The following is a 24,457-nucleotide window of genomic DNA, read 5'->3' on the forward strand; positions in this document are numbered from 1 at the left end:
AGTCACCTGCTTGAAAGCCCGCGTAGGGCGCGAAGAGCACGACGCGCGGCAAGGATCACCCGCCCGCGTCACAAAATCGAGATCAGCGGCGCGCCGCCAGTCCGACAGTCGTCGTCACGACGAAGAGCGCGAAGACCGCGCACGCGAGCCATTCGAGCGTGTCGCCGTCGTGATATACATCGACGATATTGCCGAGCATGCGCGCAACAACCGTCGCCAGTATGCCAGCGGCGATGGCCGTCCAGACGTAGCCCGCCGGACCGCGCGCGACGCGTCCCGCATGGCGCAGCGGATGCAGCCACCAGCCCGCCGCGCCGATCACCGCACCGAGAAAAATCAGTCCGATCCAGCCCATCAGCGGCGATGCTCCATCGGTGTCGATTCGTTGCAAAGCGGAGCAGATCGGTGGATGTACATGATTTAGGGCAATCCTCGGCGCGACGTAGCGCTTGAGTTTAGGGGCCGGATATGGGGAGCGCAAGGCTCGGAATGCGCGTACCGAAATCGCATCGAAGGGAACCAAAAGCGCGCTTCTTCTTTTTGAGAAGATTATGCGAGTTTTCCGAAACTCCGCCGCTCGGCCGAATGATAAAATCCTTTTTTCTTTGCGCTTTATATATATTCTGGCCATTTATAAAGCGAACTTCACATTTATCGCCACTTCGTTAATCACGTTACTGATTTTCACGCGACGAATTGACGGTTTCAAAGGCGGCATTTTCCTATGACTGAAGCCAATCCAATTTCCCTGCGTGGTCTCGAAATGATCGTCACGTATCGCGGCTCCGGTCAGGAAAGGCGCGATAACCTGCGTGGCGTTCTGCGCCACCTTGTCCGCACCTATTCGGACTTTCACATCTGGCTGATCGAAGCGGACGCCGCGCCCACGTTCAGTTGGACCGAGATCGGCGATTCGCGCATCCGGCACGTATTCGTGCACGATACCGGCCCGTTTCCGAAAGCGAGGCTCGTCAATCTCGGTGCGTTAATGGCAAAAAGCCCGATTATCTGCATGCACGATGCTGATATGATCGCCAATCCACGCATGATGAAATCGGCCGTCGACGCATTAATGGACGGCGATGCCAGCGACGTGCTTTGCCCCTTCTCGCGCGTGCTGAATGTTTCAGGCGATCGACGCCAAACGTTTATCGAATCGGGAAACTTCGACGAATTCGCTCCGTTCATGGAAGGCGATTTACCGGACCATATCAATGTGCTCTACGCCAACACGCCGGGCGCAATCAACCTTTTTAAACGCCCGGAATTCATCCGTATCGGCGGCGTGGATCCGCAGTTCACGGGCTGGGGCGGCGAGGACGACGACCTGTTCATCCGCGGCGCGCGGCTCGGTCTGCGTTGGCATGCACTTGCCGGACCGGATTCCTCGCTGTTTCATCTGAATCATGACTCCGCGTCACGCGCCGCGATCTGCAAGGAAGAACATAGCGCGCGAAACCGGCAAATGGCGCGCCGAACCGATGAAATGCCGATCGAGGAACTGGAGGCGCGAGCGCTCGAGCTTGCGAAGTATTTCCGCTGACCGGCGCGGCTTTCTGTCACACGCTCGTTCCGGCAAACCGCTCGACGCCCGGCTGCGCGGGCGTTTTCGGCACTTCGGGCTCGGTCGCGCCCCAAATGCCACCTATAAATGAAGAAATACGCAAAAGGCTATAATATTGGGCTATCTGAAAGGCCATCGGCTTAGGCCCAAAGCATCAGCCCAAGAAAATGCAGCTCCTCACGATCGGAATCAACCACCACACTGCGCCTGTCGCTCTGCGCGAACGCGTGGCGTTTCCGCTCGAACAGCTGAAGCCCGCGCTGGGCGCGCTGAAGGACATTTGGCTTGGCCCGCTCGCGAAGGCGTCGCCCGAAGCGGCGATTCTCTCGACCTGCAATCGCACAGAACTCTACTGCGCCACCGACGACTCCGCCGCCCGCGAAGCTGCGATCCAGTGGCTCTCGAAGTACCACAACATTCCCGTTCCCGAGCTCGCGCCGCATGTCTATGCGCTGCCGCAGTCGGAAGCGGTGCGTCACGCGTTCCGCGTCGCATCGGGGCTGGACTCGATGGTGCTCGGAGAGACGCAAATCGTCGGACAAATGAAGGACGCGGTGCGCACCGCGTCCGAAGCCGGCGCGCTCGGCACGTATCTCAATCAGTTGTTCCAGCGCACGTTCGCAGTCGCGAAGGAAGTTCGCACGACGACCGAAATCGGCGCGCAATCCGTCTCGATGGCCGCCGCCGCCGTGCGCCTCGCGCAGCGCATCTTCGAGAATATCTCCAGCCAGCGCGTGCTGTTCATCGGCGCGGGCGAAATGATCGAGCTCTGCGCCACCCATTTCGCGGCGCAGAATCCGCGTGAGCTGGTCGTCGCCAACCGCACGGCGGAGCGCGGCGAGAAGCTCGCCGGCCGCTTCAACGGCCGCGCGATTCCGCTTTCCGAATTGCCGTCGCGCATGCACGAGTTCGACATCATCGTGTCGTGCACGGCGTCGACGCTGCCGATCATCGGTCTCGGCGCGGTCGAGCGTGCAGTGCGCGCGCGCCGGCATCGCCCGATCTTCATGGTCGATCTCGCCGTGCCGCGCGATATCGAGCCGGAAGTCGGCAATTTGCACGACGTGTTCCTCTACACCGTCGACGATCTCGGTGCGATCGTGCGCGAGGGCAACGCGTCGCGTCAGGCGGCGGTCGCGCAGGCCGAATCGATCATCGAGACGCGCGTCGCGAATTTCATGCAATGGCTCGATGCGCGCAGCATCGTGCCGGTCATCCGCCACATGCACACGCAGGCGGACGCGCTGCGCCGCGCCGAACTCGAACGCGCGCGCAAGATGCTCGCGCGCGGCGACGACCCCGCCGCCGTGCTCGAAGCGCTCTCGCAATCGCTCACGAACAAGCTGATTCACGGTCCGACGCACGCGCTCAACCGAGCAAGCAGCGAGGAGCGCAACCAGCTCATCGACCTGATGAGCGGCTTCTACCGTCACGGCTCGTCGTCCGATTCGTCGGAACGTTAGCGGCCTTCTCTTTGCTATTCTCAAAGGCTGTCCGCGATTTACGCGGCGGCTTTCCGATCGCAGTTCTTCCTGACGCTCACCGCGTCATCTCCGTCCGATGAAAACGAGCATGCAAGGCAAGCTCGACCAGCTTGCAAAGCGGCTGGTCGATCTCAACGAACTGTTGAGCCGCGAAGACGTGACTTCCGACATGGATCAGTACCGGAAACTCACGCGCGAGCACGCGGAAATCAGTCCGATCGTCGAGCAATACGCTCTGTGGCGACAGGCTTTGACCGACGAAGCGACCGCGCAGGAACTGCTTTCCGATCCGTCGATGCGCGATTTCGCCGAAGAGGAAATCGGCGAGGCGCGCGAGCGCATGACGAAGATCGAAGGCGAACTGCAGACGATGCTTCTGCCGAAAGATCCGAACGACGATCGCAACATCTTCATCGAAATTCGCGCGGGCACGGGCGGCGACGAATCCGCGCTGTTCGCGGGCGATCTGCTGCGCATGTATCTGCGTTATGCGGAACGCAATCGCTGGACGGCCGAGACGATGTCGGAAAGCGTCTCGGATCTCGGCGGCTATAAGGAAGTGATCGTGCGGCTCGCCGGACAGGGCGCGTATTCGCGGCTCAAGTTCGAATCGGGCGGGCATCGCGTGCAGCGGGTTCCGGCGACGGAAACGCAAGGCCGCATTCATACGTCCGCGTGCACGGTCGCGGTGATGCCGGAAGCCGATGAAATCAGCGAAGTCGTCATCAATCCGGCCGATTTGCGCATCGATACGTTCCGCGCGTCAGGCGCGGGCGGGCAGCACATCAACAAGACGGATTCGGCGGTGCGCGTCACGCACTTGCCGACGGGCATCGTCGTCGAATGTCAGGATGACCGCTCGCAGCACAAGAACAAGGATCGCGCGCTGAAGGTGCTGGCCGCGCGCATCAAGGACAAGCAGTATCACGAGCAGCACGCGAAGGAAGCGGCGACGCGCAAGAGTCTGATCGGCTCGGGCGACCGTTCGGAACGCATTCGCACGTACAACTTCCCGCAAGGGCGCATGACGGATCACCGCATCAACCTCACGCTCTACAAGCTCGAGTACATCATGGACGGCGATCTCGACGAACTGATCGGCGCGCTCGTGTCCGAGCATCAGGCGGAGCAGCTCGCGGCGCTCGGGGAAACGGAGTGAGCGACGCCGCCGCGTTATTGCGCGCGTGCGCGCTGCCGCCGCTCGAAGCGCGCATTCTCTTGATGCACGTACTCGGCTGGCGGCGCACGGAACTCATCACGCGCGATCGCGAGACGCTGCCGCAAGACGCGGTCGCGCGTTTCGAGGCGCTCGCGGCGCGGCGCTCGAACGGCGAGCCGATCGCGCAGTTGATCGGCAAGCGCGAATTCTTCGGCCTCGAATTCGACGTGACGCCCGACGTGCTGATCCCGCGGCCGGAAACCGAGTTGCTCGTGGAACTCACGCTCGAAGCCATCGCCGATGCGTCGAACCCGCGCGTGCTCGATCTCGGCACGGGAACCGGCGCGATCGCGATTTCGATCGCCCACGCGCGGCCCGATGCGCGCGTGTGGGCCGTCGACCGGTCGCGCGCCGCGCTCGATGTCGCGCGCGGCAACGCTTCGCGCCTGCTGAAGAGCGGTAACGTGACCTTCGTCGAAAGCGATTGGACCGCGAACATCGATCCGTCGTTGCGGTTCGAGGCGATCGTCAGCAATCCGCCGTATATCGCGAGCGGCGATCCGCATCTCGAACAAGGCGATCTGCGCTTCGAGCCGCGCGGCGCGCTCACCGACGACGCCGACGGTTTGTCCGCGATCCGCACGATCGTCGATAACGCGCCGCGTCTTCTCGCGCACGACGGCGCGCTGTGGATCGAGCACGGCTACGACCAGGCGGAATCGGTGCGCGCGCTGCTCACCGCACGCGGTTTCAGCGACGTGCACTCGATGCGCGACCTCGCGGGCATCGAACGTTGCTCGGGCGGCCGGTTCGCGGCCTGACGGCCCGGCTCGTGTAATCGAAATCCGCTATCATTTCGAGAACTCTCACCGAAATCTCAAGCGCAGGAACGCCATGGATACGCAAGAACGCATCAAGCAAATCGTCGATCAGAACGCGGTCGTCCTTTTCATGAAGGGCACGGCGCAATTCCCGATGTGCGGCTTCTCCGGCCGCGCAATCCAAGTGCTCAAGGCATGCGGCGTCGATCAGATCAAGACCGTGAACGTCCTCGAAGACGACGACATCCGCCAGGGCATCAAGGAATTCTCCAACTGGCCGACCATTCCGCAGCTCTACGTGAAGGGCGAGTTCATCGGCGGCTCGGACATCATGATGGAGATGTATCAATCGGGCGAACTGCAACAGCTTTTCGCCGCCGCTTAAGTCTTTAGCAAGTGAGCGCGCCCGCTGCCGCGAAACGACGGCTCATCGTCGCGATCACCGGCGCAACGGGCGCCATCTACGGCGTGCGTCTGCTCGAGACGCTGCGCCGCCTGTCCGGCGTCGAGACGCATCTGCTCGTTTCCAGCGCCGGCTGGCTCAATATCCAGCACGAACTCGAACTCGATAAAGCCGCGGTCCACGCGCTCGCCGATGTCGTCCACAGCGTGCGCGATGTCGGCGCGACCATTGCGTCGGGTTCGTTCGCAACCGACGGCATGGTCGTCGCGCCCTGTTCGATGCGAACGCTCGCGAGCATCGCGCACGGTCTTTCGGACAATCTCATCACTCGCGCCGCCGATGTCATGCTCAAAGAACGTCGCCGTCTGGTGCTGCTTGTGCGCGAAACGCCGTTCAACCTCGCGCATCTGCGGAATATGACGGCCGTCACCGAAATGGGCGGTGTGATCTTTCCGCCGTTGCCGGCGTTCTATCAGAAGCCCGCGAGCATCGACGAAATGGTCGATCACACCGTCGCGCGCGTCATCGATCTGTTCGGCTTTGCCCAACCGGTTGCACCCGCGTGGCGCGGGCTGCGCGGCGAAGCGTCGGATTGACAACGCCGGCGACACAATTCGTTGCCCGCCGGACCGTTTATAAACGAAGCTAGCGGTACTACATTCACGGCATACCGCTTAGGAATTTGCCGCCATGAGCCGACTCCCCACCGTTTTCATTTCCCACGGCGCGCCGACGCTGCCGATCGACCCGTCGATGCCGTCCGCCGAATTCGCATCGCTCGGTCAGACGCTGCCGCGCCCCGGCGCCATTTTGATGCTGTCCGCGCATTGGGGCACGGCGCAGCCGGTCGCTAGCACGGCCGAGCGCCCGGAAACCATCCACGACTTCTACGGCTTCCCGCGCGCGCTCTACGAACTGCGCTATCCGGCGCCCGGCGCGCCCGATCTGGCAAAGCGCGCCGCCGCGCTGCTCGGCGCGCAAGGCATTCCCGCCGCGACGACGAATCACGGGCTCGATCACGGCGCATGGGTGCCGATGCTGCTGATGTTCCCCGACGCCGAGGTGCCGGTCACGCAGCTATCGATTCAGCCGCATCTCGATGCCGCGCACCATTTCCGCATCGGCCGGGCGCTGCTCGAGTTGCGCGATGACGGCGTGATGATCGTCGGTTCCGGGCAGATCACGCACAATCTGCGCATGGCCGATTTCAGCGCTCGCCCTGAAGACGCCGATCCGCGCGTGGCCGAATTCACCGACTGGTTCGAGAGCCGCATGGCCGAACGCGACATCGACGCCCTGCTCGACTATCGCGCACGCGCGCCGCACGCCGCGCTGATGCATCCGACCGACGAGCATCTGCTGCCGGTGTTCAGCGCGCTCGGCGCGGCGGCGGACGATTATCGGCTCGGCATCCAGTCGCTCGGCACATTCCAGCGTGCGCTCGCGATGACCAACTACGTCTTCACCGACGACTGATCGAAAAAAAGCCCGCCTGATCGCTCAGGCGGGCTTTTTCGGCGAAGGCGAAACGCTTACGCGCCGACTTCGTGAAGAATGTCGTCGGTGCTTTCGCGCTCTTCGAGATAGGTCGTGCGATAACCCGTGTGCACGCCCCAGTAATAGAAGATCAGCGCGAGCACGGCGACCGCCGCCATGTCCCAGCCGTACGGCAGCAATCCGTTTCCGCCGAAGTCCTTGCTGCCGATCAGCGACATGACCGCCATCGACGGCAGATATGCCACGAGCCACCAAGCAGCCTCCAGATCGCGGCCCCAGCCTGCGAAACCGACCTTGCTCTGAAAATAGAAGTACACCGGCAACGCGACGACCATCAGCAGAATGATCTCGCCGGTCAGCGGCCACTTCGCCCAGAACAGCACGAGCGACGCGCACACGAATGCGAACGGCGCGACCAGGCCCATCAGCGGAATATTGACCGGGCGATCCAGATCCGGCGCCGCGCGGCGCAACGCCATCAGGCTGACCGGGCCGGTGAGATACGAGATGACCGTCGCCACCGAGATCACCGCCGCGAGCGTGCCCCAGCCGCGGAAGAAGAACAGGAACACGAACGACACGAACAGGTTGAACCACATCGCCTGACGCGGCACGCCGTAAAACGGATGCACGTTGCCGAACATCTTCGGCATCGTGTTGTTGCGCTCCATCGCGTAGATCATGCGCGTGGTCGTGGCCATATAGGTCGTGCCGGTGCCGCTCGGACTGACGAACGCATCGACATACAAGAGGATGGCGAGCCAATTCAGGTTGAGCGCGATCGCCAGTTCCGCGAACGGCGATGCAAAGTTGAAGTGCTGCCAGCCCTTCGCCACATCCGCCGGATTCACCGCGCCGATATATGCGATCTGAAGCAGCACGTAGATCACGAGCGCGATCAGGATCGAACCGACCACGGCGAACGGGATGCTTTTCGCCGGATGGCGCGCCTCGCCCGCAAGGTTCACCGGGCTCTGAAAGCCGTTGAAGCTGAACACGATCCCGCTCGTCGCCACGGCGGTGAGAACCGCGGACCATCCGAACGGCGCGAAATTCGACGCCGTGCCGAAGTTCTCCGAATGGAAGCCCGAGAAGACGAGGCCGCCGATCGTCAAACCCGGCACCAGGAACTTGAAGATCGTGATGATCGAGTTCGCGCGCGCGAACAGCTTGACGCCCCAGTAATTCAGCAGGAAGTAAATGACGACCAGCACGGCCGACAACAGCAGGCCAGTAGTCGTGAGCGTATGTCCGACGAACAGCTCGTGCGCCCATTCGTACGGCCAGGTGCTCATGTACTGGATGGACGCTTCCGCTTCGATCGGAATGACGGACACGATCGCGATCCAGTTCGCCCAAGCGCTGATGAATCCGACCAGCGCGCCGTGCGAATAGCGCGCGTAGCGCACCATGCCGCCGGATTCGGGAAAGGTTGCGCCCAGTTCGGCGTAGGTCAGCGCAATCGCCAGAATGACCACCGCACCGATGATCCACGCGCAAATCGCGGCGGGTCCGGCGATCTGCGACGCCTTCCACGCACCGAACAGCCACCCCGACCCGATGATGGATCCGAGGCCCGTCAGCATCAGCGCCAACGGACCGATGTTTCGCTTAATCGACTTCTCTGTCACTTTTCCTCCAAATATCTCGCACTGCCGGAATAGAAACGGCTCGCGGAGCCGCCGTTGCCCGATCCAGCAACGACCATGTCTGGCAGCCGGCGATATCGGTGCAACCGTCAAGAAGGCGCGTAGTTTAACGGTTGCACCTTTCGAATGCAGTGCATATTGGAGAGAAGTTCGCCCTAAAGCGGGGATTCCTTGAGCCAGTCGAGACCGGATGCGCAAGCGCTGTAAAATTTGCTTACGCATCTCAAAAAAATCCCTTCAGAGTTGTCGGATATTAATTGACCGCGAAATCGTTTCGCCGTATAAAGCTTCTTGCAGGATTTCAAGTGGCGAGTGAATTGGTTCTTTCGAGTTCGCCATCACGGTACTCCGGTTGGTCCCATTGCCCCTTCCTTGATTTTCCGCACCCCTGGGCTTCGGCCTTATTCATCATTTTTTTGGAACAAGTAACATGGAAACCGGTACCGTCAAGTGGTTCAATGACGCAAAGGGCTTTGGCTTCATCACTCCGGATGGCGGCGGCGAAGATCTGTTCGCGCACTTCTCGGAAATCCGCATCGAAGGCTTCAAGACGCTTCAGGAAAACCAAAAGGTTTCCTACGAAGTGAAGACCGGCCCGAAGGGCAAGCAAGCCGCGAACATCAAGCCGGTCTAAGACCCGCTAGAATTCGTATGAAAAACCCCGCTTCGGCGGGGTTTTTTGTTTTCTGCGCGGCTGCGTGATCCGCATCAGGCGAAGATGCGTTGCGCGTAGATTCCGAGTCCTTTCGCCACGCTGGCGAGACGATCGCCGAATACCGGTTTCGCGCCGGGAAACGCCGCCGAAAGCGCGTCCGACAGGAATCGCAGGCCCGTCGTGCCACCTGTGAAATAGACCGCGCCCACGTCCGCCGGCGCGACGCCCGCCCGCTTGAGCGTCTCTTGCGCCGCCTCGACGATCCGCCGCGTTTCGTCCGCGCCGGCCGCGATGAGCTGCGTCTCGTCGAACCCGACGCGCAGCGCTTCTTCCACCTCTTCCATGTCGATTTCGGTCGTGCCGCCCGCGGCGACGTCGATCTTCGCTTCCTCGGCGTGCGCGGTCAGCGCGTGCCCGAGCCGGCGATACACGACGCGCATCAGCCGATCGTGATGCCGCACGTCGGTGTAGAGATGGCGCATCAGTTGCAATTCGCTCACGCGCTTCGGCGTATAGACCGTGTTGATCAGATGCCAGGTCGCGAGATCGAAATACACGGGGCTCGGCACTTCGCGCCCTTTCGGATCGAGCGATTGATAGCCGAGTTCGCGCAGCACCGTCGCGAGTTCCACGCGCCGGTCGAAATCCGTGCCGGCGACGTGCACGCCGTGGTGCGCGAGCACATCGCCCTTGCGCTCGAGATGCCGCGCGCGCTCCGGACCGACGCGCACGAGCGAAAAGTCCGACGTGCCGCCGCCGATATCGGCGACCAGGACGAGGCCTTCCTGCGTCAGCCCGGCCTCATAGTCGAAGGCCGCCGCGATCGGCTCGTACTGGAAATGGATCTCGCGCAAGCCGACCGCGTGCGCGCACGCTTCGAGCTGCTTTTGCGCGAGATGGTCGGCGCGCGGATCGTCGTCGACGAAAAATACGGGGCGGCCGAGCACCGCGCGCGTGAGCGGTTCGGCGGCGAGCGCCTGCGCCTTCTGCTTCAAATGCTGCAGAAAGAGCGTGATGACATCGGTGTATTTGATCGCCGAGCCGTCGCCCAGGTCGGTGCTGTTGTCCGCGAGCGGCGAACCGAGAATGCTCTTCATCGAGCGCATCAGGCGGCCGTCGAAGCCGTCGATGTACGCTTCGAGCGCCGCGCGGCCGTAGGACTGGTTATTCTCGTCGGTGTTGAAGAAAACCGCGGTGGGCAGCGTCGTCGCTTCGCCTTCGACGGGCGCCAGCCGGATCGACAATCCGTCGGGCAAAGCCACCGCTGAATTCGATGTGCCGAAATCGATCGCGCAATAAGTCATGGGCATCGGCGGCGTCCTGAAGACGCCGCATTCAAACATGGACGGCGTTTTTAACACGTTCGCGCGGGCGCATCAACCGCATTTCAGATATTTTTAAACCATTGAGTTTATTCGACAAAAGCGGAATATAACTTGCTCGCCTCGCGGCAATTTGTTTGATTTCGAGAGCATGCTCCGGACGCATGAACGAAACCGCCACGCCACGGGAGACCCGTTTGAGCGATACAGCCAGCGATCGCCCGGCCATCATCGAAACGGATCTGCCCGGGCGGCTCGATCGCCTGCCGTGGGGACGCTTTCACACGCTGATCGTCCTTGCGCTCGGCATCACCTGGCTGCTCGACGGCCTCGAAGTGACGCTCGCCGGCGCGGTCGCGAGCGCGCTGAAATCGAGCCCGGCGCTGCAGTTTTCGAATGCCGATGTCGGTATCGCGGGCAGCGCGTATATCGCAGGCGCGGTGCTCGGCGCGCTCGGGTTCGGCTGGCTCACGGACCGGCTCGGCCGGCGCAAGCTGTTCTTCATCACGCTCTTTCTGTACGTGGCCGCGACCGCCGCGACCGCGTTCTCGTGGAATCTCGCCACGTTCGTACTGTTCCGTTTTCTGACGGGCGCGGGCATCGGCGGCGAATACACGGCGATCAATTCGACGATTCAGGAATTCACGCCCGCCCGCCTGCGCGGCTGGACCGATCTCGCGATCAACGGCACGTTCTGGGTCGGCGCGGGCATCGGCGCGGCGGGCTCGATCGTGCTGCTCGATCCCGCCCTTCTTCCGCCCGATTGGGGCTGGCGGGCGTGCTTTCTGATCGGCGCGGCGCTCGGGCTCACGATTCTCTTCATGCGCATGTGGGTGCCGGAAAGCCCGCGCTGGCTCATCACGCACAATCGCGCGGACGAGGCGAGGCACGTCGTCGAGGAAATCGAGGCGCATTTCCGGCAGCACGGCGTCGAGATTCCCGACACGCCCGTCAAGCCGCTGCGTCTGCACGCGCGTGATGGCACGCCGATCCGCGAAGTCGTCCACACGCTGTTCAAGGCGCATCGCAGCCGCTCGCTCGTCGGATTGGTGCTGATGACCGCGCAGGCGTTCTTCTACAACGCGATTTTCTTCACCTACGCGCTCGTGCTGACCGATTTCTATCATGTGCCGGGCGATCACATCGGCTGGTACGTGCTGCCGTTCGCCGCCGGGAATTTTCTCGGTCCGGTGCTGCTCGGCAGGCTTTTCGACGTGCTCGGACGGCGTCGCATGATCGCGTCGACGTATGCGATCTCGGGCGTGCTGCTGACGGTGAGCGGCTGGATGTTCATGCACGGCATGCTCACCGTGACGACGCAAACCATCGCGTGGATGGTGATTTTCTTCTTCGCGTCGGCGGCGGCAAGTTCCGCGTATCTGACCGTGAGCGAGACGTTCCCGCTGGAAATTCGCGCGCTCGCCATCGCCGTGTTCTACGCGTTCGGCACGGCGCTCGGCGGCATTATCGGGCCGACGCTTTTCGGCCAGTTGATCGACACGCACGAGCGCGGCCCTGTGTTCGTCGGCTATCTGATCGGCTCGCTGCTGATGATCGCGGCGGCGGTCGTCGCCGGAATCTGGGGCGTCGCGGCGGAGCGCAAATCGCTCGAAGATGTCGCTCGTCCGCTGTCGGCGGCGGACGAGCACTGACCGCGCTTACTTGAACGCCTTGTCCCACGCGCCTTCGAAGGCCGTTTCAGCCAGCGTCTTGCGTGCGCGCGGCGCCGCTTCGCGCTCGCGCAGCGCGTCGTCGAGCTCGCTTGCGTCGCCGTGATGCCCGATCGCGATCATCGCGATGATCTCGACATTGGCGGGAACCGAGAACGCCTGACGGAAGGCGTCGCGGTCGAAGCCGCCCATCTGATGCGTCGCGAGTCCGAGCGCGTGCGCCTGGAGCACCAGCGCCATCGCGGCCGCGCCGGTGTCATAAGTCGCGGTGCGGTTCGCGTCGCCTTTCGGCGTGAGCGTGGACGCCGTCACGCAGACGAGCAGCGGCACGTTCACGTTCCATTTCTGATTCGACGGCGCGAGCGTATCGAACGCGCGTTTGAACGCGGCTTCGTCGCGATGACGATCGAACGCGATGAAACGCCACGGCTGCAAATTGTTCGACGACGGCGCCCAACGCGCCGCTTCGAGCAGGCGATGCAACGTCGTGCGCTCGATCGGCGCATTGGAAAAGGCGCGCGGGCTCCAGCGGCCGGCGATCAGTTCGTGGATGTCGACATCGGTCGGAGCGGGTTTCGTGCTCATGTTGGTCCTCGTTGGCGTGATGAAAGACAAACGGCGCGCATCGGCAAAGATGCGCGCCGTTCAACGCGACAAGGATAAACAAGCTCGCGCGCGCGTGCAGATCGTCAGGTCGCGGCGACGCCCATCGTCCGGCCCGCGCGATTGATGCGCAGCACCGTCACGGCGGCGACGAGGCACAGGCCGCCGGAGATCATCGTGGCGACGGTATAGCTGCCGAGGCTCGAACGCAGCATGCCGCCGCCGAGCGCCGCGAACGCCGCGCCGAGCTGATGGCCCGCGACGACCCAGCCGAACACGATCGGCGCCGATTCCTTGCCGTAGACATCGGTGGCGAGGCGCACGGTCGGCGGCACGGTGGCGATCCAGTCGAGCCCGTAGAACACGGCGAAGAGCGGCAGGCCGAAGAAATCGATGCCGAACGCATACGGCAGATAGATCAGCGACAGTCCGCGAAGGCCGTAGTACCAGAACAGCAGCACGCGCGAGTTGAAACGGTCGGAAAGCCAGCCGGAGAGCGTCGTGCCGAAGAGATCGAAAATGCCCATCGCGGCGAGCAGCGTCGCGCCCTGCACTTGCGTCATGCCGTAGTCGGAGCACATCGCGATCAGATGCGTGCCGACGTAACCGTTCGTGCTCGCGCCGCAGACGAAGAAGCTGAAGAACAGCAGCCAGAAATCGCGCGTCTTGCTGGCCATCGCGAGCGTGCCGAACGCGACCTTGATCGGATTTTTCGGCGGCGGGAGCGCGCCGGGCGGCAAGTCGGCGGTCTCGCCGACCGGACGCAGCGAGAGATCGGCCGGGCGCTCGGGCAGCAGCCACGCGACGAGCGGCAACACGATCGCCGCCGCCGCCGCGACGACGAACACTACCGGACGCCAGCCGTAATGCTCGGAGATCGAAGCGAGGAACGGCAGGAACACGAGCTGGCCGGTCGCGGAACTCGCGGTGAGAATGCCCATCGCGAGGCCGCGATGCGTCGTGAACCAGCGATTCACGATCGTCGCGGACAGCGTGAGCGCGGCCACGCCCGTCGCGCTGCCGACCATCACGCCCCAGACGAGCACCATTTGCCACGGCTCGGTCATCATCGACGAAATGCCGACGCCGGCGGCAAGCGTCGCAATTGCGGCCAGCACGGTCGGGCGCACGCCGAAACGCTGCATCGCGGCCGCGGCGAACGGGCCCGCGAGACCGTAGAGCGCGAGATTGATCGAAATCGCCAGCGAAATCGTGCCGCGCGACCAGCCGAACTGCTTTTCGAGCGGCAACATCATGACGCTCGGCGTTGCGCGCGTGCCAGCCGCCGCGAGCAACACCAGGAACACGACGCCCACCGCGACCCAGCCGTAATGCATACGGCCGTTCAGCCGTCTCGCTACCCAATTCATCGCTGCTCCGTCAGGTTGATTTTTATCTCAAGCAAGAACCTTCGTTACCGTTCTGTCACATCAGAGTTGCGAGCTTAGTTACCGATCGGTAACATGTCAAGCATGGAGCAGAAATCATCGAGGATCCGATCTTGACCCGAGTAACGTCCGATCAGCCGAAAACCGCCGCCCGTCGTAACGCGCGCACGGACGCGGCGACCGCGCAGGAGCAATTGCTCGACGCGGCGCAGGAGCTTTTCTATCGCGACGGCATCCGCGCGATCGGCGTCGATGCCGTCGTCGAGCGGGCGGGCGTCAATAAAATGAGCCTGTATCGGCAATTCGCGTCGAAAGACGAACTCGTCGTCGCGTATCTGGAGCGCATGGATGAAAGATTCCGGCGGCGCTTCGAGGCGAGCGTCGCGAAACATCCCGGCGAGCCGGCGAAACAGCTCGTCCAGGCGCTCGAAGATCTGGTGAAGCGCGCGTCGTCGCCCGATTACCGCGGCTGCCCGTTCGTGAACATCGCGTGCGAATTCGGCGATCCGGCGCATCCCGCGCGCCAATCGGTCGAGCGCAACAAAAGTTACCTGATGACCCGTCTCGTCGAAATTTCGACGGCCGCCGGAGCGGATAATCCCGTCGAGCTGGCGGAATCGCTCGCGTTGCTCGTCGACGGCATCTACGCGACGAGCCAGACCTACGGCCCCGGTTCGGGCCCGCTGCTCGCCGCGCCGCGCATCGCGCGCACGCTGATCGCGGCGGCCTGCGCCGGGCATCGCAAACAGGAAGATTCATGAATGACAGCAGCAACCGCGACGACGTGATCGCGGCGACCCGACACTGGCTCACCCGCGCGGTGATCGGACTCAACCTGTGCCCGTTCGCGAAGAGCGTGCATGTCAAAGAGCAGATTCGCTATGTGGTGAGCGAGGCGCGCGGCGTGGACGACCTCGTCGTGGAACTGACCGATGAACTTCGCCTCTTGCGCGACACCGACGCGGAAGTAATCGACACGACGCTTTTCATCACGCCGCACGCGTTCGCCGATTTCGCCGACTATAACGACGCGCTCTTCTTCGCCGAGCGCCTCGTCGATCAATTGGGACTCGCGGGCGAATTGCAGATCGCGAGTTTTCATCCGGACTATCGGTTCGAAGGCACCGGGCCCGACGATATCGACAACTACACGAATCGCGCGCCGTACCCGACGTTCCATCTGATCCGCGAAGCGAGCATCGATCGCGCGGTGGCTGCATTTCCCGATGCGGCCGACATCTACGAACGCAATATCGAAACGCTGCGCCGTCTCGGGCACGACGGCTTCGCAGCGTGGATGAAAGAGAAGTCCTGATCAGTGCGCGGGCGCGAAAAAGCGCTCGCGCAACTCGTCCAGCCCGAGCGTTTCCAGCACGTCAGACAGCCTTTGCGCAGGCCGGCCGCGCGGCAGGTCCTTGAATTGCGCAACGATGAGCTCGTTCTTCATCGAATGTTCCCAGCCGACGAGTTCCGTTACGCTCACCTGATAACCGTGCGATTCGAGCTGCAGGCAGCGCAGCACGTTCGTGATCTGGCTCCCGAATTCGCGCGTGTGCAGCGGATGCCGCCACATTTCCGTCAGCACGTTCTTCGAAAGCGAGTGGCCCTTGTTCTTGCGCAGCACCGAAGCCACTTCCGCCTGACAGCACGGCACCACGACGATGTATTTCGCTTTCTTTTGCAGAGCGAACTGGATGGCGTCGTCGGTGGCGGTGTTGCACGCGTGAAGCGCGGTGACGATATCGATCGAATCAGGTAGACGATCTGAATCAATTGATTCGGCCACCGACAGATTCAAAAATGACATCCCCGTAAACCCGAGTCGGCCAGCCAATTCTTCCGATTTTTTTACGAGCTCTTCGCGCGTCTCGATTCCAAAGATGTGTGACCGATCGCGCAGAGTCTTGAAGAAGAGATCGTAGAGAATAAACCCAAGATAGGATTTTCCTGCACCGTGATCGACAAGTGATACGGCCCCTTGGCGCTCATGAACTTCGGCGAGAAGCGGTTCGATGAACTGATAGAGGTGATAGACCTGCTTCAGTTTGCGGCGGCTGTCCTGATTCATCTTGCCGTCGCGCGTGAGGATATGGAGTTCCTTCAGCAGTTCGATCGACTGGCCTGGACGAATCTCGTGTTTGGTGGATGGGTCGGGTGTGCCCGGAGCCGACGCGGAGGACTTCCTGGTCATCTTGAAGGTGTGTTGAATAAAAAAAGCGGAGCAGTTCGCGCCGAATGTGCGCTAACCGCTGGTTCTGCCGTCTCAAAAGGGGAAGTTTACCCAAAAGCGCGAAGACGCTCTTGTTCCAGCCACGGCTGATCGGCCAATGCGTGGCAGCAAACGCATGGAACGGATTGTGCATCGTCGGACAATGAGGCCATTGGAAAAGACGACACAGCGTGGCCTCGCGGCTGCGTACCGATGCAGCAAGCAGGAGCAACAAGCCAGTAACAAGCCGTGCCTCGACACGTCGAACGTCGTCACCCGCGCCCACCTTGTTACGTAACACCTAACGCACAGCGCGGCGAATGCGACTCGCCGGCGCCATGAACATGAGAGGACGGCGATGGATGCGATCCCGGACAAGAAAGCAGAGAAACAATTTCAGGAGATGCTCGCGGCACTGACCGCGATGCCCGCGTGGAGCGAAAAGCAGCAACTCGAACTCGAAATGGCACGAGAGATTTCCGTGGAGATGTTGCGCCTCGCCGAATCGATGCGCGACGGCTCCACCGATATCGAAACGTGCCTGACCATGCTGAAGTACGCCAAGGTGATGGATTTCGTCCTGACGACGCTCGCGTCACGCCGCGAGATTGCGCCGCAAACGTTGCGCGTGATCTTCAAGCTGGCGGGTCTGAAGGTCGATGAAGCCTATCCGGGCTGACGCGATCGCGCGTCTGAAACCGGTGCGCGTTCCGAGCGCGCGCCGGCGTCAGCTTTTGCGTTTGGTCATGAGGCGCGCCGCGGACTGACGCATGTGCCGCTGCATCGCGGCTTGCGCCTGTATGGCGTCGCGCGCTTCCAGTGCTTCCAGAATCTCGCGATGCTCGCCAAGCGCGGCCGCCCACGTTTCCTCTCCTTCGAAGTGCCCACGCAGTGTCGATGACAGCGGACTATGCCGCTCGTCATACAGACTGCCGACCGTTCGCACGAGCACGTCGTTGCCGGTCATCTGCGCGATCGCGATGTGAAACGCGCGATCGGCCGCCATCGGCACCTGGCCGTTCGCGACTTCGCGCGCCATCGTCTCGTACACGGCGCGCAACGCCTTGATCTCTTTCGGTTTCGAGAACGGCGCGACGCTCGCCGCGATCGCGCCCTCGATTACGCCGCGCGCGTTCATGATCTCGATCGGGCTTTCGCCCAGTTCCGCTTCGCTCGTCGCCGGCTTCGCCGACGGCGCCGCGACGATGTACACGCCCGAGCCCATGCGAATTTCGACGCGCCCTTCCAGTTCCAGCGCGACAAGCGCCTCGCGCACCGATGGCCGCGACACGCCGAGCGTCTGCGCCAGTTCGCGCTCGGACGGCAAGCGGCCGTTCGGCGCGAAATCCTGCTGTTCGATCAGCCCGCGCAGCTTGTCGGCGATCTGTAGATAGAGGCGACGCGTTTCGGCTGGTTTGACGCTCACGAGCTGGCTCCTGCTTTTCGTCTCGGGGAAAACGTGGATTGTAATCAGTGGAAGGGTTGACGCGCCGTGGGGCGGGCGTTTGCCGTCCGCAGACTGCTTACAAGTGGCTTGACCAATTCTATTTCAAGACACTAGTATGCAATCCGGTAAGGCCAGGTGGGCCAATTTTTTTACGGCGATCTGGAACCGTTCCCAGACGAAATTCCTCCCTAGCGCGCGCGACGATGAGCAATCCGATTCTCCAATTCGGCACCAGCCGCTTTTTGCAGGCACACGTCGATTTTTTCGTGACCGTTGCAGCGCGCCGCGATCCGGCGAAAGCGCTCGGCAAGATTACCGTCGTCCAGACGACTTCGAGCGCCGACAGCCGCGCGCGTGTCGAGGCCTTGCGCTCGGCCGGGCGTTATCCGGTGCGCATCCGTGGCCGTCAGCGCGATGAAACCATCGATATGACGGTCGAATGCGATGCCATCACCGAAGCGCTGCACGCGAACGAAGACTGGCCCTTGCTGATCGAGCGCGTGAAGCGCGACGTGAAAGTGATCGTCTCGAACACCGCCGACGCAGGGTACGCGCTTTTCGATGAAGACACCGCCGATCTGCTCGACGGCCAGCGCACGCCGCGCGGCTTCGCGGCAAAGCTCGCGGTGCTGCTGCACGCGCGGCATCGCGCCGGCGGCGCGCCGATCACGCTTCTGCCCTGCGAACTCGTTTCGCGCAACGGCGATACGCTGCGCGATCTGGTCATCGGCGTGGCGCGCGGCTGGAACGTCGACGACGCGTTCATCGCTTATCTGACGAACGACTGCGTGTGGGTGAATTCGCTCGTGGACCGCATCGTGTCGGAGCCGATACAACCTGTCGGCGCGATCGCGGAGCCGTACGCGCTGTGGGCGATCGAGCGTCAGGACGGCATGGTATTGCCGTGCGAGCACGAGGACATCGTCGTCACCGACGATCTCGCGCACTACGAACGCCTCAAGCTTCTGATGCTGAATCTCGGCCACACGATGCTCGCGCAGATCTGGCGCACGCGCGACGGCTCGCCGGACATGACCGTACTCGACGCGATGCGCGATCCGGCCTATCGCGAGCCGCTCGAAGCGACGTGGCGCGACGAAGTGCTTCCCGTATTCGCGGCGCTCGGCAAGGGCGACGTTGCGGCCGACTACCTCGCGAGCGTGCGCGACCGCTTCGAGAACCCGTTTCTCGTCCATCGGCTCGCTGACATCGCGCGCAATCACGACGAGAAGAAAGTTCGACGCTTTCAGCCCGTCATCGATCTGGCGCGCGAACTGAAGCTCGACATCGAACAAACGCGTCTTCGCGACGCACTCGAAACCGCCTGACGACCGGCCCGACCGATTTTCAATCACGGCTCACCGCGCCGGCATCGCGGATCGAGCTGGAACACATTGAAGTGCCGCCCCATTGAGGAGACAAACGATGCGCAAAATGCGTTGGGTAGTGATATTTCTGGCCTTTCTGGCAATCGCGATCAATTACATCGATCGTGCAAACCTTGCGGTCGCCGCGCCGCAAATCGAAAAAGCGCTCAATATCGGCCCGGCCGAAATGGGCTTCATCCTGAGCGGCTTCTTCTGGAGCTACGCGCTCATGCAGATGCCGTTCGGCTGGTTCGTCGATCGCGTCGGCGCACGCATCGCATTGCCGCTCGCGGTGGGCTGGTGGTCGGTGTTCACGGCGTTGACCGCGGTTGCGACGAGCGTCGTCGGCATGTTCGGCTGCCGCCTGATGCTGGGCGTCGGCGAAGCGGGCGCGTATCCGTCGTGCGCGAAGCTCGTGTCGCAATGGTTCACAAAATCGCAGCGCGCATTCGCGACCAGCATCTTCGATTCGGGCTCGCGCGTGGGTTCGGCACTGTCCATTCCGGTCGTCGCGTTCATCATCAGCTCGTTCGGCTGGGAAGCGTCGTTCGTCATTACCGGCGTGATCGGCTTCGTGTGGATTCTCGGCTGGTTCCTGATCTACCGTAACAAGTCGAAGGGCGATCTCACCGGCGAAACCGATGTCGCGCCGGTGCCGGTTGCGCCGAAGAACAAGGTGTCGTGGGCGTCGCTGTTCAAGTACCGCACGCTGTGGGGCATGATGCTCGGCTTCTTCTGCCTGAACTTCGTGATCTACTTCTTCATCACCTGGTTCCCGAGCTATCTCGTGCAGGCGCACGGCTTCTCGCTGAAATCGCTCGGCACGCTCGGCACGATTCCCGCGCTGATGTCGATTCCCGGCGGCTGGCTCGGCGGCTTCATCTCCGATTCGCTCTTCAAGCGCGGCTGGAGCCTGACCGCCGCACGCAAGACCTGCATGGTCGGCGGCATGCTGATGTCGTCCGTCATCACGCTGTGCGCGTTCGTCGAAAACATTTATCTGATGCTCGCGTTCTTCGGCATCGCTTACGCGAGTCTCGCGTTCGCCGCTGCATCGATCTGGTCGCTCCCGAGCGACGTCGCGCCGACGCCGGATCACGTCGCGTCGATCGGCGGCATCCAGAATTTCGCGTCGAATCTGGCAGGCATCGTCATCACCACGTTCACCGGCGTGATGCTCGCGATCACCAAGGGCTCGTTCGTGATTCCGCTGTGCGTCGCGGGCGGCTTCTGCTTCCTCGGCGCGTTCAGCTATCTTTTCATTGTCGGCAAGATCGAACCGCTCAATCGCGCCGAAGAAGAGCAAGCCCGGCGCGACGACGGTCGCGCACCTTCCACGGTCTGAGTCTGAGAACAAAACCATGTCCACCACATCCACCGACCATGCGGTCATCCGGCTGCATCCGAACGACGACGTCGTGATCGCGACGCGTCAGTTGCTCTCCGGCGCGCGGATCGCGTCGGAGGATCTCGTCGTCGCCGGGCTGATTCCGCCGGGCCACAAGATCGCGACGCGCGATATCGCGGCGGGCGCGCCCGTGAAGCGCTACAACCAGATCATCGGCGTGGCGAAGGAAGCGATCGCGCGCGGGCAGCACGTCCACACGCACAATCTGTCGATGGCCGATTTCGCGCGCGAGCACGAGTTCGGCGTCGATCTGCATCCGACGCCGTTCGTCGACAAGCCCGCGACTTTCATGGGCATCCGCCGCGAGGACGGCCGCGTCGCCACGCGCAATTTCGTCGGCGTGCTGACGAGCGTGAACTGCTCGGCGACGGTCGCCCGCGCGATCGCCGATCATTTCCGGCGCGACGTGCATCCGGAAGCGCTCGCGGATTACCCGAACGTCGACGGCGTGATCGCGCTGACGCACGGTCTCGGATGCGGCATCGACATGCAGGGCGAAGGGCTCGGCATCTTGCGGCGCACGCTTGCGGGTTACGCGGTGCATCCGAATTTTCATTCGGTGCTGTTCGTGGGTCTGGGATGCGAGACCAATCAGATTTCCGGTGTGCTCGAATCGAGCGGGCTGAAGGACGGTTCGCATCTGAAGAGCTTCACGATTCAGGATAGCGGCGGCACGCGCAAGACGATCGAACGCGGCATCGCGCTGGTGAAGGAAATGCTCGCCGATGCCAATCGCGTGCAGCGCGAGCCGCTGCCGGCGTCGCACCTGATCGTCGGTTTGCAGTGCGGCGGGTCGGATGGCTATTCGGGCATTTCGGCGAATCCCGCATTGGGCGCGGCGGTCGACAAGCTCGTCGCGCATGGCGGCACGGCGATTCTTTCCGAAACGCCGGAAGTGTATGGCGCGGAGCATCTGCTGACGCGCCGCGCGGTGAGCCGCGAGGTCGGAGAGAAACTGCTCACGCGTATCAAGTGGTGGGAAGAATACTGCGCGCGCAATGGCGCGGCGATGGACAACAATCCGTCGGCAGGCAACAAGGTCGGCGGATTGACGACGATCCTCGAAAAATCGCTCGGCGCGGTCGCGAAAGGCGGGACAACGAATCTCGTCGAAGTGTACGAGTACGCTCAGCGCATCGACGCGAAAGGCTTCGTGTTCATGGATTCGCCCGGCTACGATCCGATGTCGGCGACGGGCCAGGTTGCATCGGGCGCAAATCTGATCTGCTTCACGACGGGACGCGGTTCGGCTTATGGATGCGCGCCGTCGCCGTCGCTCAAACTGGCGACGAACACCGCGCTGTGGGAACGCCAGGAAGAGGACATGGATATCAATTGCGGCGGCGTGATCGACGGCTCCGCGACCATCGAACAACTCGGCGACGAAATCTTCCAGATGATGCTCGACTGTGCGTCAGGCGTGGCGTCGAAGAGCGAACTCCACGGGTATGGGCAGAGTGAGTTCGTGCCTTGGCAGGTGGGTGTGGTGACTTGAGGCTTCTATTTTGGTGAAAAAAACGCGCCGTGTTCCGGCGCGTTTTTCTTCGATCAGGCCGGTCCGAGGTCGATTTGGATTGGCTCGTGCGAGCAGTCGAACACCGTGCCGTGAAGCCGCACTTCGCACCATTCGCGAAAGAGTTTGAGCGATCGCTTCTGCGGCCACAATGCGTCGTCCGTGTACCAGTCGTCGAGCATCTGTTCGAAAATCGTCTGCCAGTTTCGGTTGATCCATTTCTCGGCGGACTCGATAACATCGTCGCCTCCGCATGGAATCAGGAACGTGTTTGGGTCGTCGCGCGCCTCGTCGAAAAGAACGGGACGCTGCGGGTCTGGTGCCGGATCGGCGCGGTTGATCCAATCGACGAACGGCTGCTTCGGCAAGACGACAGCAACCGCTCGATTGGTGATGAGAAGCGCATCGGATGGCATGTTCGCGACCTCGTTGGGAGCGCGGACGATCAGACCGTCTCGGCGTGTTGCGCCATCATCTGCAACGCGACGGCTTCCGCCACTTCGATGCCGTCGATCGCAGCCGAATAGATGCCCCCAGCGTAGCCCGCGCCCTCTCCCGCCGGATAAAGCCCCTCCACATTGACGCTCTGATAGTCGTCCTTGCGACGCACGCGGATCGGCGACGACGTGCGCGTCTCGACACCGGTCAACACTGCGTCGTGCATCGCGAATCCCTTGATCTTCTTGTCGAGCTCGGGCAACGCTTCGCGAATCGCTTCGATCACGTAATCGGGCAGCGCGGTGCTCAGATCGGTCGGCTTTACGCCCGGCTTGTAGGACGGCGCCACGGAACCGAGCGAAGTGGATGCGCGCCCCGCGATGAAATCGCCGACGAGTTGCCCCGGCGCGGAGTAGTCGCCGCCGCCGAGTTCGAACGCGCGCTCTTCCCACTTGCGCTGAAACGCGATGCCGGCCAGCGGGCCGCCCGGGTAGTCATCCGGCGTAATGCCGACGACGATGCCCGCGTTCGCGTTACGCTCGGCGCGCGAATACTGGCTCATGCCGTTCGTCACGACGCGGCCCGGCTCGGACGTCGCCGCGACGACCGTGCCGCCCGGGCACATGCAAAAGCTATAGACCACGCGTCCATTGCTGCAGTGATGGACCACTTTGTAGTCGGCGGCGCCGAGCTTTTCGTGGCCGGCGAATTTGCCGAAGCGGCTTCTGTCGATCACGCCTTGCGGATGCTCGATCCGGAAGCCGAGCGAGAACGGCTTGGCCTCCATGTAGACGCCGCGTTCGTGCAGCATCTCGAACGTATCGCGTGCGCTGTGACCGACGGCGAGCACGACGTGATCGCAGCGCAGCGTTTCGCCCGTCGAAAGTTTGAGCCCGCGCACCTTGCCGTTATCGATGTCGATGTCTTCAACCCGGTGCTGAAATCGCACTTCCCCGCCAAGCTGATGGATTTGCGCGCGCATCTTCTCGACCATGCTCACCAGCCGGAAGGTACCGATGTGCGGCCGGCTCAAATACAGAATGTCTTCCGGCGCGCCAGCTTTGACGAACTCCTCGAGCACCTTGCGGCCGTAATGTTTGGGATCCTTGATCTGGCTGTAGAGCTTGCCGTCCGAGAAAGTGCCTGCGCCGCCTTCGCCGAACTGCACGTTCGATTCCGGATTGAGCTCGTTGCGACGCCAGAGGCCCCACGTGTCTTTCGTCCGCTCGCGCACCGCTTTGCCGCGTTCGAGAATGATCGGCCGAAAACCCATCTGCGCGAGGATCAAGCCGGCGAAAAGCCCGCACGGTCCCATGCCGATGACGACGGGACGCAGCATCGTCGATTGCGCCGGCGCTTTTGCGACGAAACGATACGCCATGTCGGGCGTCACGCCGCAGTGCGGATGCGGATGCGCTTCCAGTCGCTTCAACACCGACGTTTCGTCTCGCACCTCGACATCGATGATGTAGGTGAGCTTGATATCGGCGCGCTTGCGGGCATCGTGTGCGCGGCGAAATACTTGAAAGCTCACGAGTTCGTTCGCGCCAACGCCGATTTCCGCGAGACGCGCGAGAACCGCAGTTTCGATAGCCGATTCGGGATGATCGAGCGAGAGCTTGAGTTCGCTTAGACGTAGCATGGGGAAATCGACGGCGCTGCCGTACTTTTTGAAAAGCTGTAGAGAGATTCTAGCGCTTGCGCAACGCGCACTTCGCGGATTCGCAGATACCGCGCTTCAAACGCAAAAACCCCACCTTTTTGGGGTGGGGTTTTTGTTTGAAGCATGAGGAGCCTGACGATTACCTACTTTCACACGGGTATCCGCACTATCATCGGCGTGGAGTCGTTTCACGGTCC

At 62.4% G+C, this 24,457-nt stretch carries 24 protein-coding genes; 15 read left to right on the forward strand and 9 right to left on the reverse strand.

What is annotated here, in order from left to right; genetic code table 11:
- Positions 1–82: 82 nt before the first annotated feature.
- Positions 83–355: a hypothetical protein gene (locus NCR93_RS12100; RefSeq protein WP_008344396.1), complete on the reverse strand. Its 273-nt coding sequence runs from the start codon at positions 353–355 to the stop codon at positions 83–85.
- A 369-nt stretch (positions 356–724) separates the two neighbouring features.
- Here NCR93_RS12100 and NCR93_RS12105 point away from each other — a divergent pair, with 369 nt between their 5' ends.
- The 7 genes from NCR93_RS12105 to NCR93_RS12135 all read left to right on the forward strand — a co-directional run bounded on the left by NCR93_RS12105 (position 725) and on the right by NCR93_RS12135 (position 6,907).
- Entirely contained in the window at positions 725–1,543 is an 819-nt protein-coding gene (locus NCR93_RS12105) for a glycosyltransferase family 2 protein (RefSeq protein WP_250478881.1), read from the forward strand.
- Positions 1,544–1,731: 188 nt separating this feature from the next.
- Entirely contained in the window at positions 1,732–3,027 is a 1,296-nt protein-coding gene (hemA, locus tag NCR93_RS12110) for a glutamyl-tRNA reductase (protein WP_008344394.1), read from the forward strand.
- A 97-nt stretch (positions 3,028–3,124) separates the two neighbouring features.
- Positions 3,125–4,207, forward strand: coding sequence for a peptide chain release factor 1 (gene prfA / locus NCR93_RS12115; protein ID WP_034473922.1), 1,083 nt, complete (start codon positions 3,125–3,127; stop codon positions 4,205–4,207).
- Complete coding sequence (gene prmC, locus NCR93_RS12120) at positions 4,204–5,028, forward strand: peptide chain release factor N(5)-glutamine methyltransferase (RefSeq protein ID WP_239295460.1); 825 nt, start codon at positions 4,204–4,206, stop codon at positions 5,026–5,028. The genes prfA and prmC overlap by 4 nt, the downstream gene beginning before the upstream one ends.
- Before the next feature lie 73 nt (positions 5,029–5,101).
- On the forward strand, positions 5,102–5,413 hold the full coding sequence (gene grxD / locus NCR93_RS12125) for a Grx4 family monothiol glutaredoxin (RefSeq protein ID WP_008344391.1): 312 nt from the start codon (positions 5,102–5,104) through the stop codon (positions 5,411–5,413).
- A gap of 11 nt (positions 5,414–5,424) precedes the next feature.
- Complete coding sequence (locus tag NCR93_RS12130; RefSeq protein WP_008344390.1) at positions 5,425–6,027, forward strand: UbiX family flavin prenyltransferase; 603 nt, start codon at positions 5,425–5,427, stop codon at positions 6,025–6,027.
- Between the two features lie 94 nt (positions 6,028–6,121).
- Positions 6,122–6,907, forward strand: a complete 786-nt coding sequence (locus NCR93_RS12135; RefSeq protein ID WP_008344389.1) for a DODA-type extradiol aromatic ring-opening family dioxygenase — start codon at positions 6,122–6,124, stop codon at positions 6,905–6,907.
- A gap of 56 nt (positions 6,908–6,963) precedes the next feature.
- Here the strand turns inward: NCR93_RS12135 and NCR93_RS12140 are convergent, their stop codons facing one another.
- The gene (locus NCR93_RS12140) at positions 6,964–8,514 is read right to left on the reverse strand and encodes an APC family permease (RefSeq protein WP_250478882.1); all 1,551 of its coding nucleotides are present in this window, start codon (positions 8,512–8,514) and stop codon (positions 6,964–6,966) included.
- A gap of 493 nt (positions 8,515–9,007) precedes the next feature.
- Here NCR93_RS12140 and NCR93_RS12145 point away from each other — a divergent pair, with 493 nt between their 5' ends.
- Entirely contained in the window at positions 9,008–9,211 is a 204-nt protein-coding gene (locus NCR93_RS12145) for a cold-shock protein (RefSeq protein ID WP_007000074.1), read from the forward strand.
- A gap of 74 nt (positions 9,212–9,285) precedes the next feature.
- Here the strand turns inward: NCR93_RS12145 and NCR93_RS12150 are convergent, their stop codons facing one another.
- Entirely contained in the window at positions 9,286–10,536 is a 1,251-nt protein-coding gene (locus NCR93_RS12150; protein ID WP_250502660.1) for an Hsp70 family protein, read from the reverse strand.
- 182 nt (positions 10,537–10,718) lie between these two features.
- Here NCR93_RS12150 and NCR93_RS12155 point away from each other — a divergent pair, with 182 nt between their 5' ends.
- Positions 10,719–12,206: an MFS transporter gene (locus tag NCR93_RS12155; RefSeq protein ID WP_051078918.1), complete on the forward strand. Its 1,488-nt coding sequence runs from the start codon at positions 10,719–10,721 to the stop codon at positions 12,204–12,206.
- 6 nt (positions 12,207–12,212) lie between these two features.
- Here NCR93_RS12155 and NCR93_RS12160 read toward each other — a convergent pair whose 3' ends face one another.
- Positions 12,213–12,809, reverse strand: coding sequence for a nitroreductase family protein (locus NCR93_RS12160; RefSeq protein WP_008344385.1), 597 nt, complete (start codon positions 12,807–12,809; stop codon positions 12,213–12,215).
- 104 nt (positions 12,810–12,913) lie between these two features.
- Positions 12,914–14,197, reverse strand: a complete 1,284-nt coding sequence (locus NCR93_RS12165) for an MFS transporter (protein WP_033536108.1) — start codon at positions 14,195–14,197, stop codon at positions 12,914–12,916.
- A gap of 131 nt (positions 14,198–14,328) precedes the next feature.
- On the opposite strand from NCR93_RS12165, the gene NCR93_RS12170 reads away from it, so the two are divergent.
- Together NCR93_RS12170 and NCR93_RS12175 are read left to right on the forward strand one after the other, a co-directional pair.
- Complete coding sequence (locus NCR93_RS12170) at positions 14,329–14,976, forward strand: TetR/AcrR family transcriptional regulator (RefSeq protein ID WP_008344380.1); 648 nt, start codon at positions 14,329–14,331, stop codon at positions 14,974–14,976.
- Entirely contained in the window at positions 14,973–15,530 is a 558-nt protein-coding gene (locus tag NCR93_RS12175; protein WP_008344378.1) for a DUF1415 domain-containing protein, read from the forward strand. The genes NCR93_RS12170 and NCR93_RS12175 overlap by 4 nt, the downstream gene beginning before the upstream one ends.
- Here the strand turns inward: NCR93_RS12175 and NCR93_RS12180 are convergent, their stop codons facing one another.
- A complete protein-coding gene (locus NCR93_RS12180) occupies positions 15,531–16,406 on the reverse strand; it encodes a class I SAM-dependent methyltransferase (RefSeq protein ID WP_008344377.1) in 876 nt (291 codons plus the stop codon).
- Positions 16,407–16,782: 376 nt separating this feature from the next.
- Here NCR93_RS12180 and NCR93_RS12185 point away from each other — a divergent pair, with 376 nt between their 5' ends.
- Positions 16,783–17,103 carry a hypothetical protein gene (locus NCR93_RS12185; RefSeq protein ID WP_008344375.1) on the forward strand — a complete coding sequence of 107 codons (321 nt, stop codon included), beginning with the start codon at positions 16,783–16,785 and terminating at the stop codon, positions 17,101–17,103.
- Between the two features lie 48 nt (positions 17,104–17,151).
- Here the strand turns inward: NCR93_RS12185 and NCR93_RS12190 are convergent, their stop codons facing one another.
- Complete coding sequence (locus NCR93_RS12190; RefSeq protein WP_008344373.1) at positions 17,152–17,850, reverse strand: FadR/GntR family transcriptional regulator; 699 nt, start codon at positions 17,848–17,850, stop codon at positions 17,152–17,154.
- A 224-nt stretch (positions 17,851–18,074) separates the two neighbouring features.
- Here NCR93_RS12190 and NCR93_RS12195 point away from each other — a divergent pair, with 224 nt between their 5' ends.
- The 3 genes from NCR93_RS12195 (at position 18,075) to NCR93_RS12205 (ending at position 22,141) form a co-directional block, all read left to right on the forward strand.
- Positions 18,075–19,199: a mannitol dehydrogenase family protein gene (locus NCR93_RS12195; protein ID WP_034473910.1), complete on the forward strand. Its 1,125-nt coding sequence runs from the start codon at positions 18,075–18,077 to the stop codon at positions 19,197–19,199.
- Positions 19,200–19,296: 97 nt separating this feature from the next.
- Positions 19,297–20,583: an MFS transporter gene (locus NCR93_RS12200; protein WP_008344369.1), complete on the forward strand. Its 1,287-nt coding sequence runs from the start codon at positions 19,297–19,299 to the stop codon at positions 20,581–20,583.
- A 16-nt stretch (positions 20,584–20,599) separates the two neighbouring features.
- Complete coding sequence (locus NCR93_RS12205) at positions 20,600–22,141, forward strand: UxaA family hydrolase (RefSeq protein ID WP_008344367.1); 1,542 nt, start codon at positions 20,600–20,602, stop codon at positions 22,139–22,141.
- A gap of 53 nt (positions 22,142–22,194) precedes the next feature.
- Here NCR93_RS12205 and NCR93_RS12210 read toward each other — a convergent pair whose 3' ends face one another.
- Both NCR93_RS12210 and NCR93_RS12215 read right to left on the reverse strand, forming a co-directional pair.
- Positions 22,195–22,575: a hypothetical protein gene (locus tag NCR93_RS12210; protein ID WP_008344366.1), complete on the reverse strand. Its 381-nt coding sequence runs from the start codon at positions 22,573–22,575 to the stop codon at positions 22,195–22,197.
- 29 nt (positions 22,576–22,604) lie between these two features.
- On the reverse strand, positions 22,605–24,239 hold the full coding sequence (locus NCR93_RS12215) for an NAD(P)/FAD-dependent oxidoreductase (protein WP_008344364.1): 1,635 nt from the start codon (positions 24,237–24,239) through the stop codon (positions 22,605–22,607).
- Between the last annotated feature and the right edge of the window lie 218 nt (positions 24,240–24,457).

The sequence above is a fragment of the Caballeronia sp. ATUFL_F1_KS39 genome, assembly GCF_023630985.1.
In the GTDB taxonomy this organism is placed as follows: Bacteria; Pseudomonadota; Gammaproteobacteria; order Burkholderiales; family Burkholderiaceae; genus Caballeronia; species Caballeronia zhejiangensis.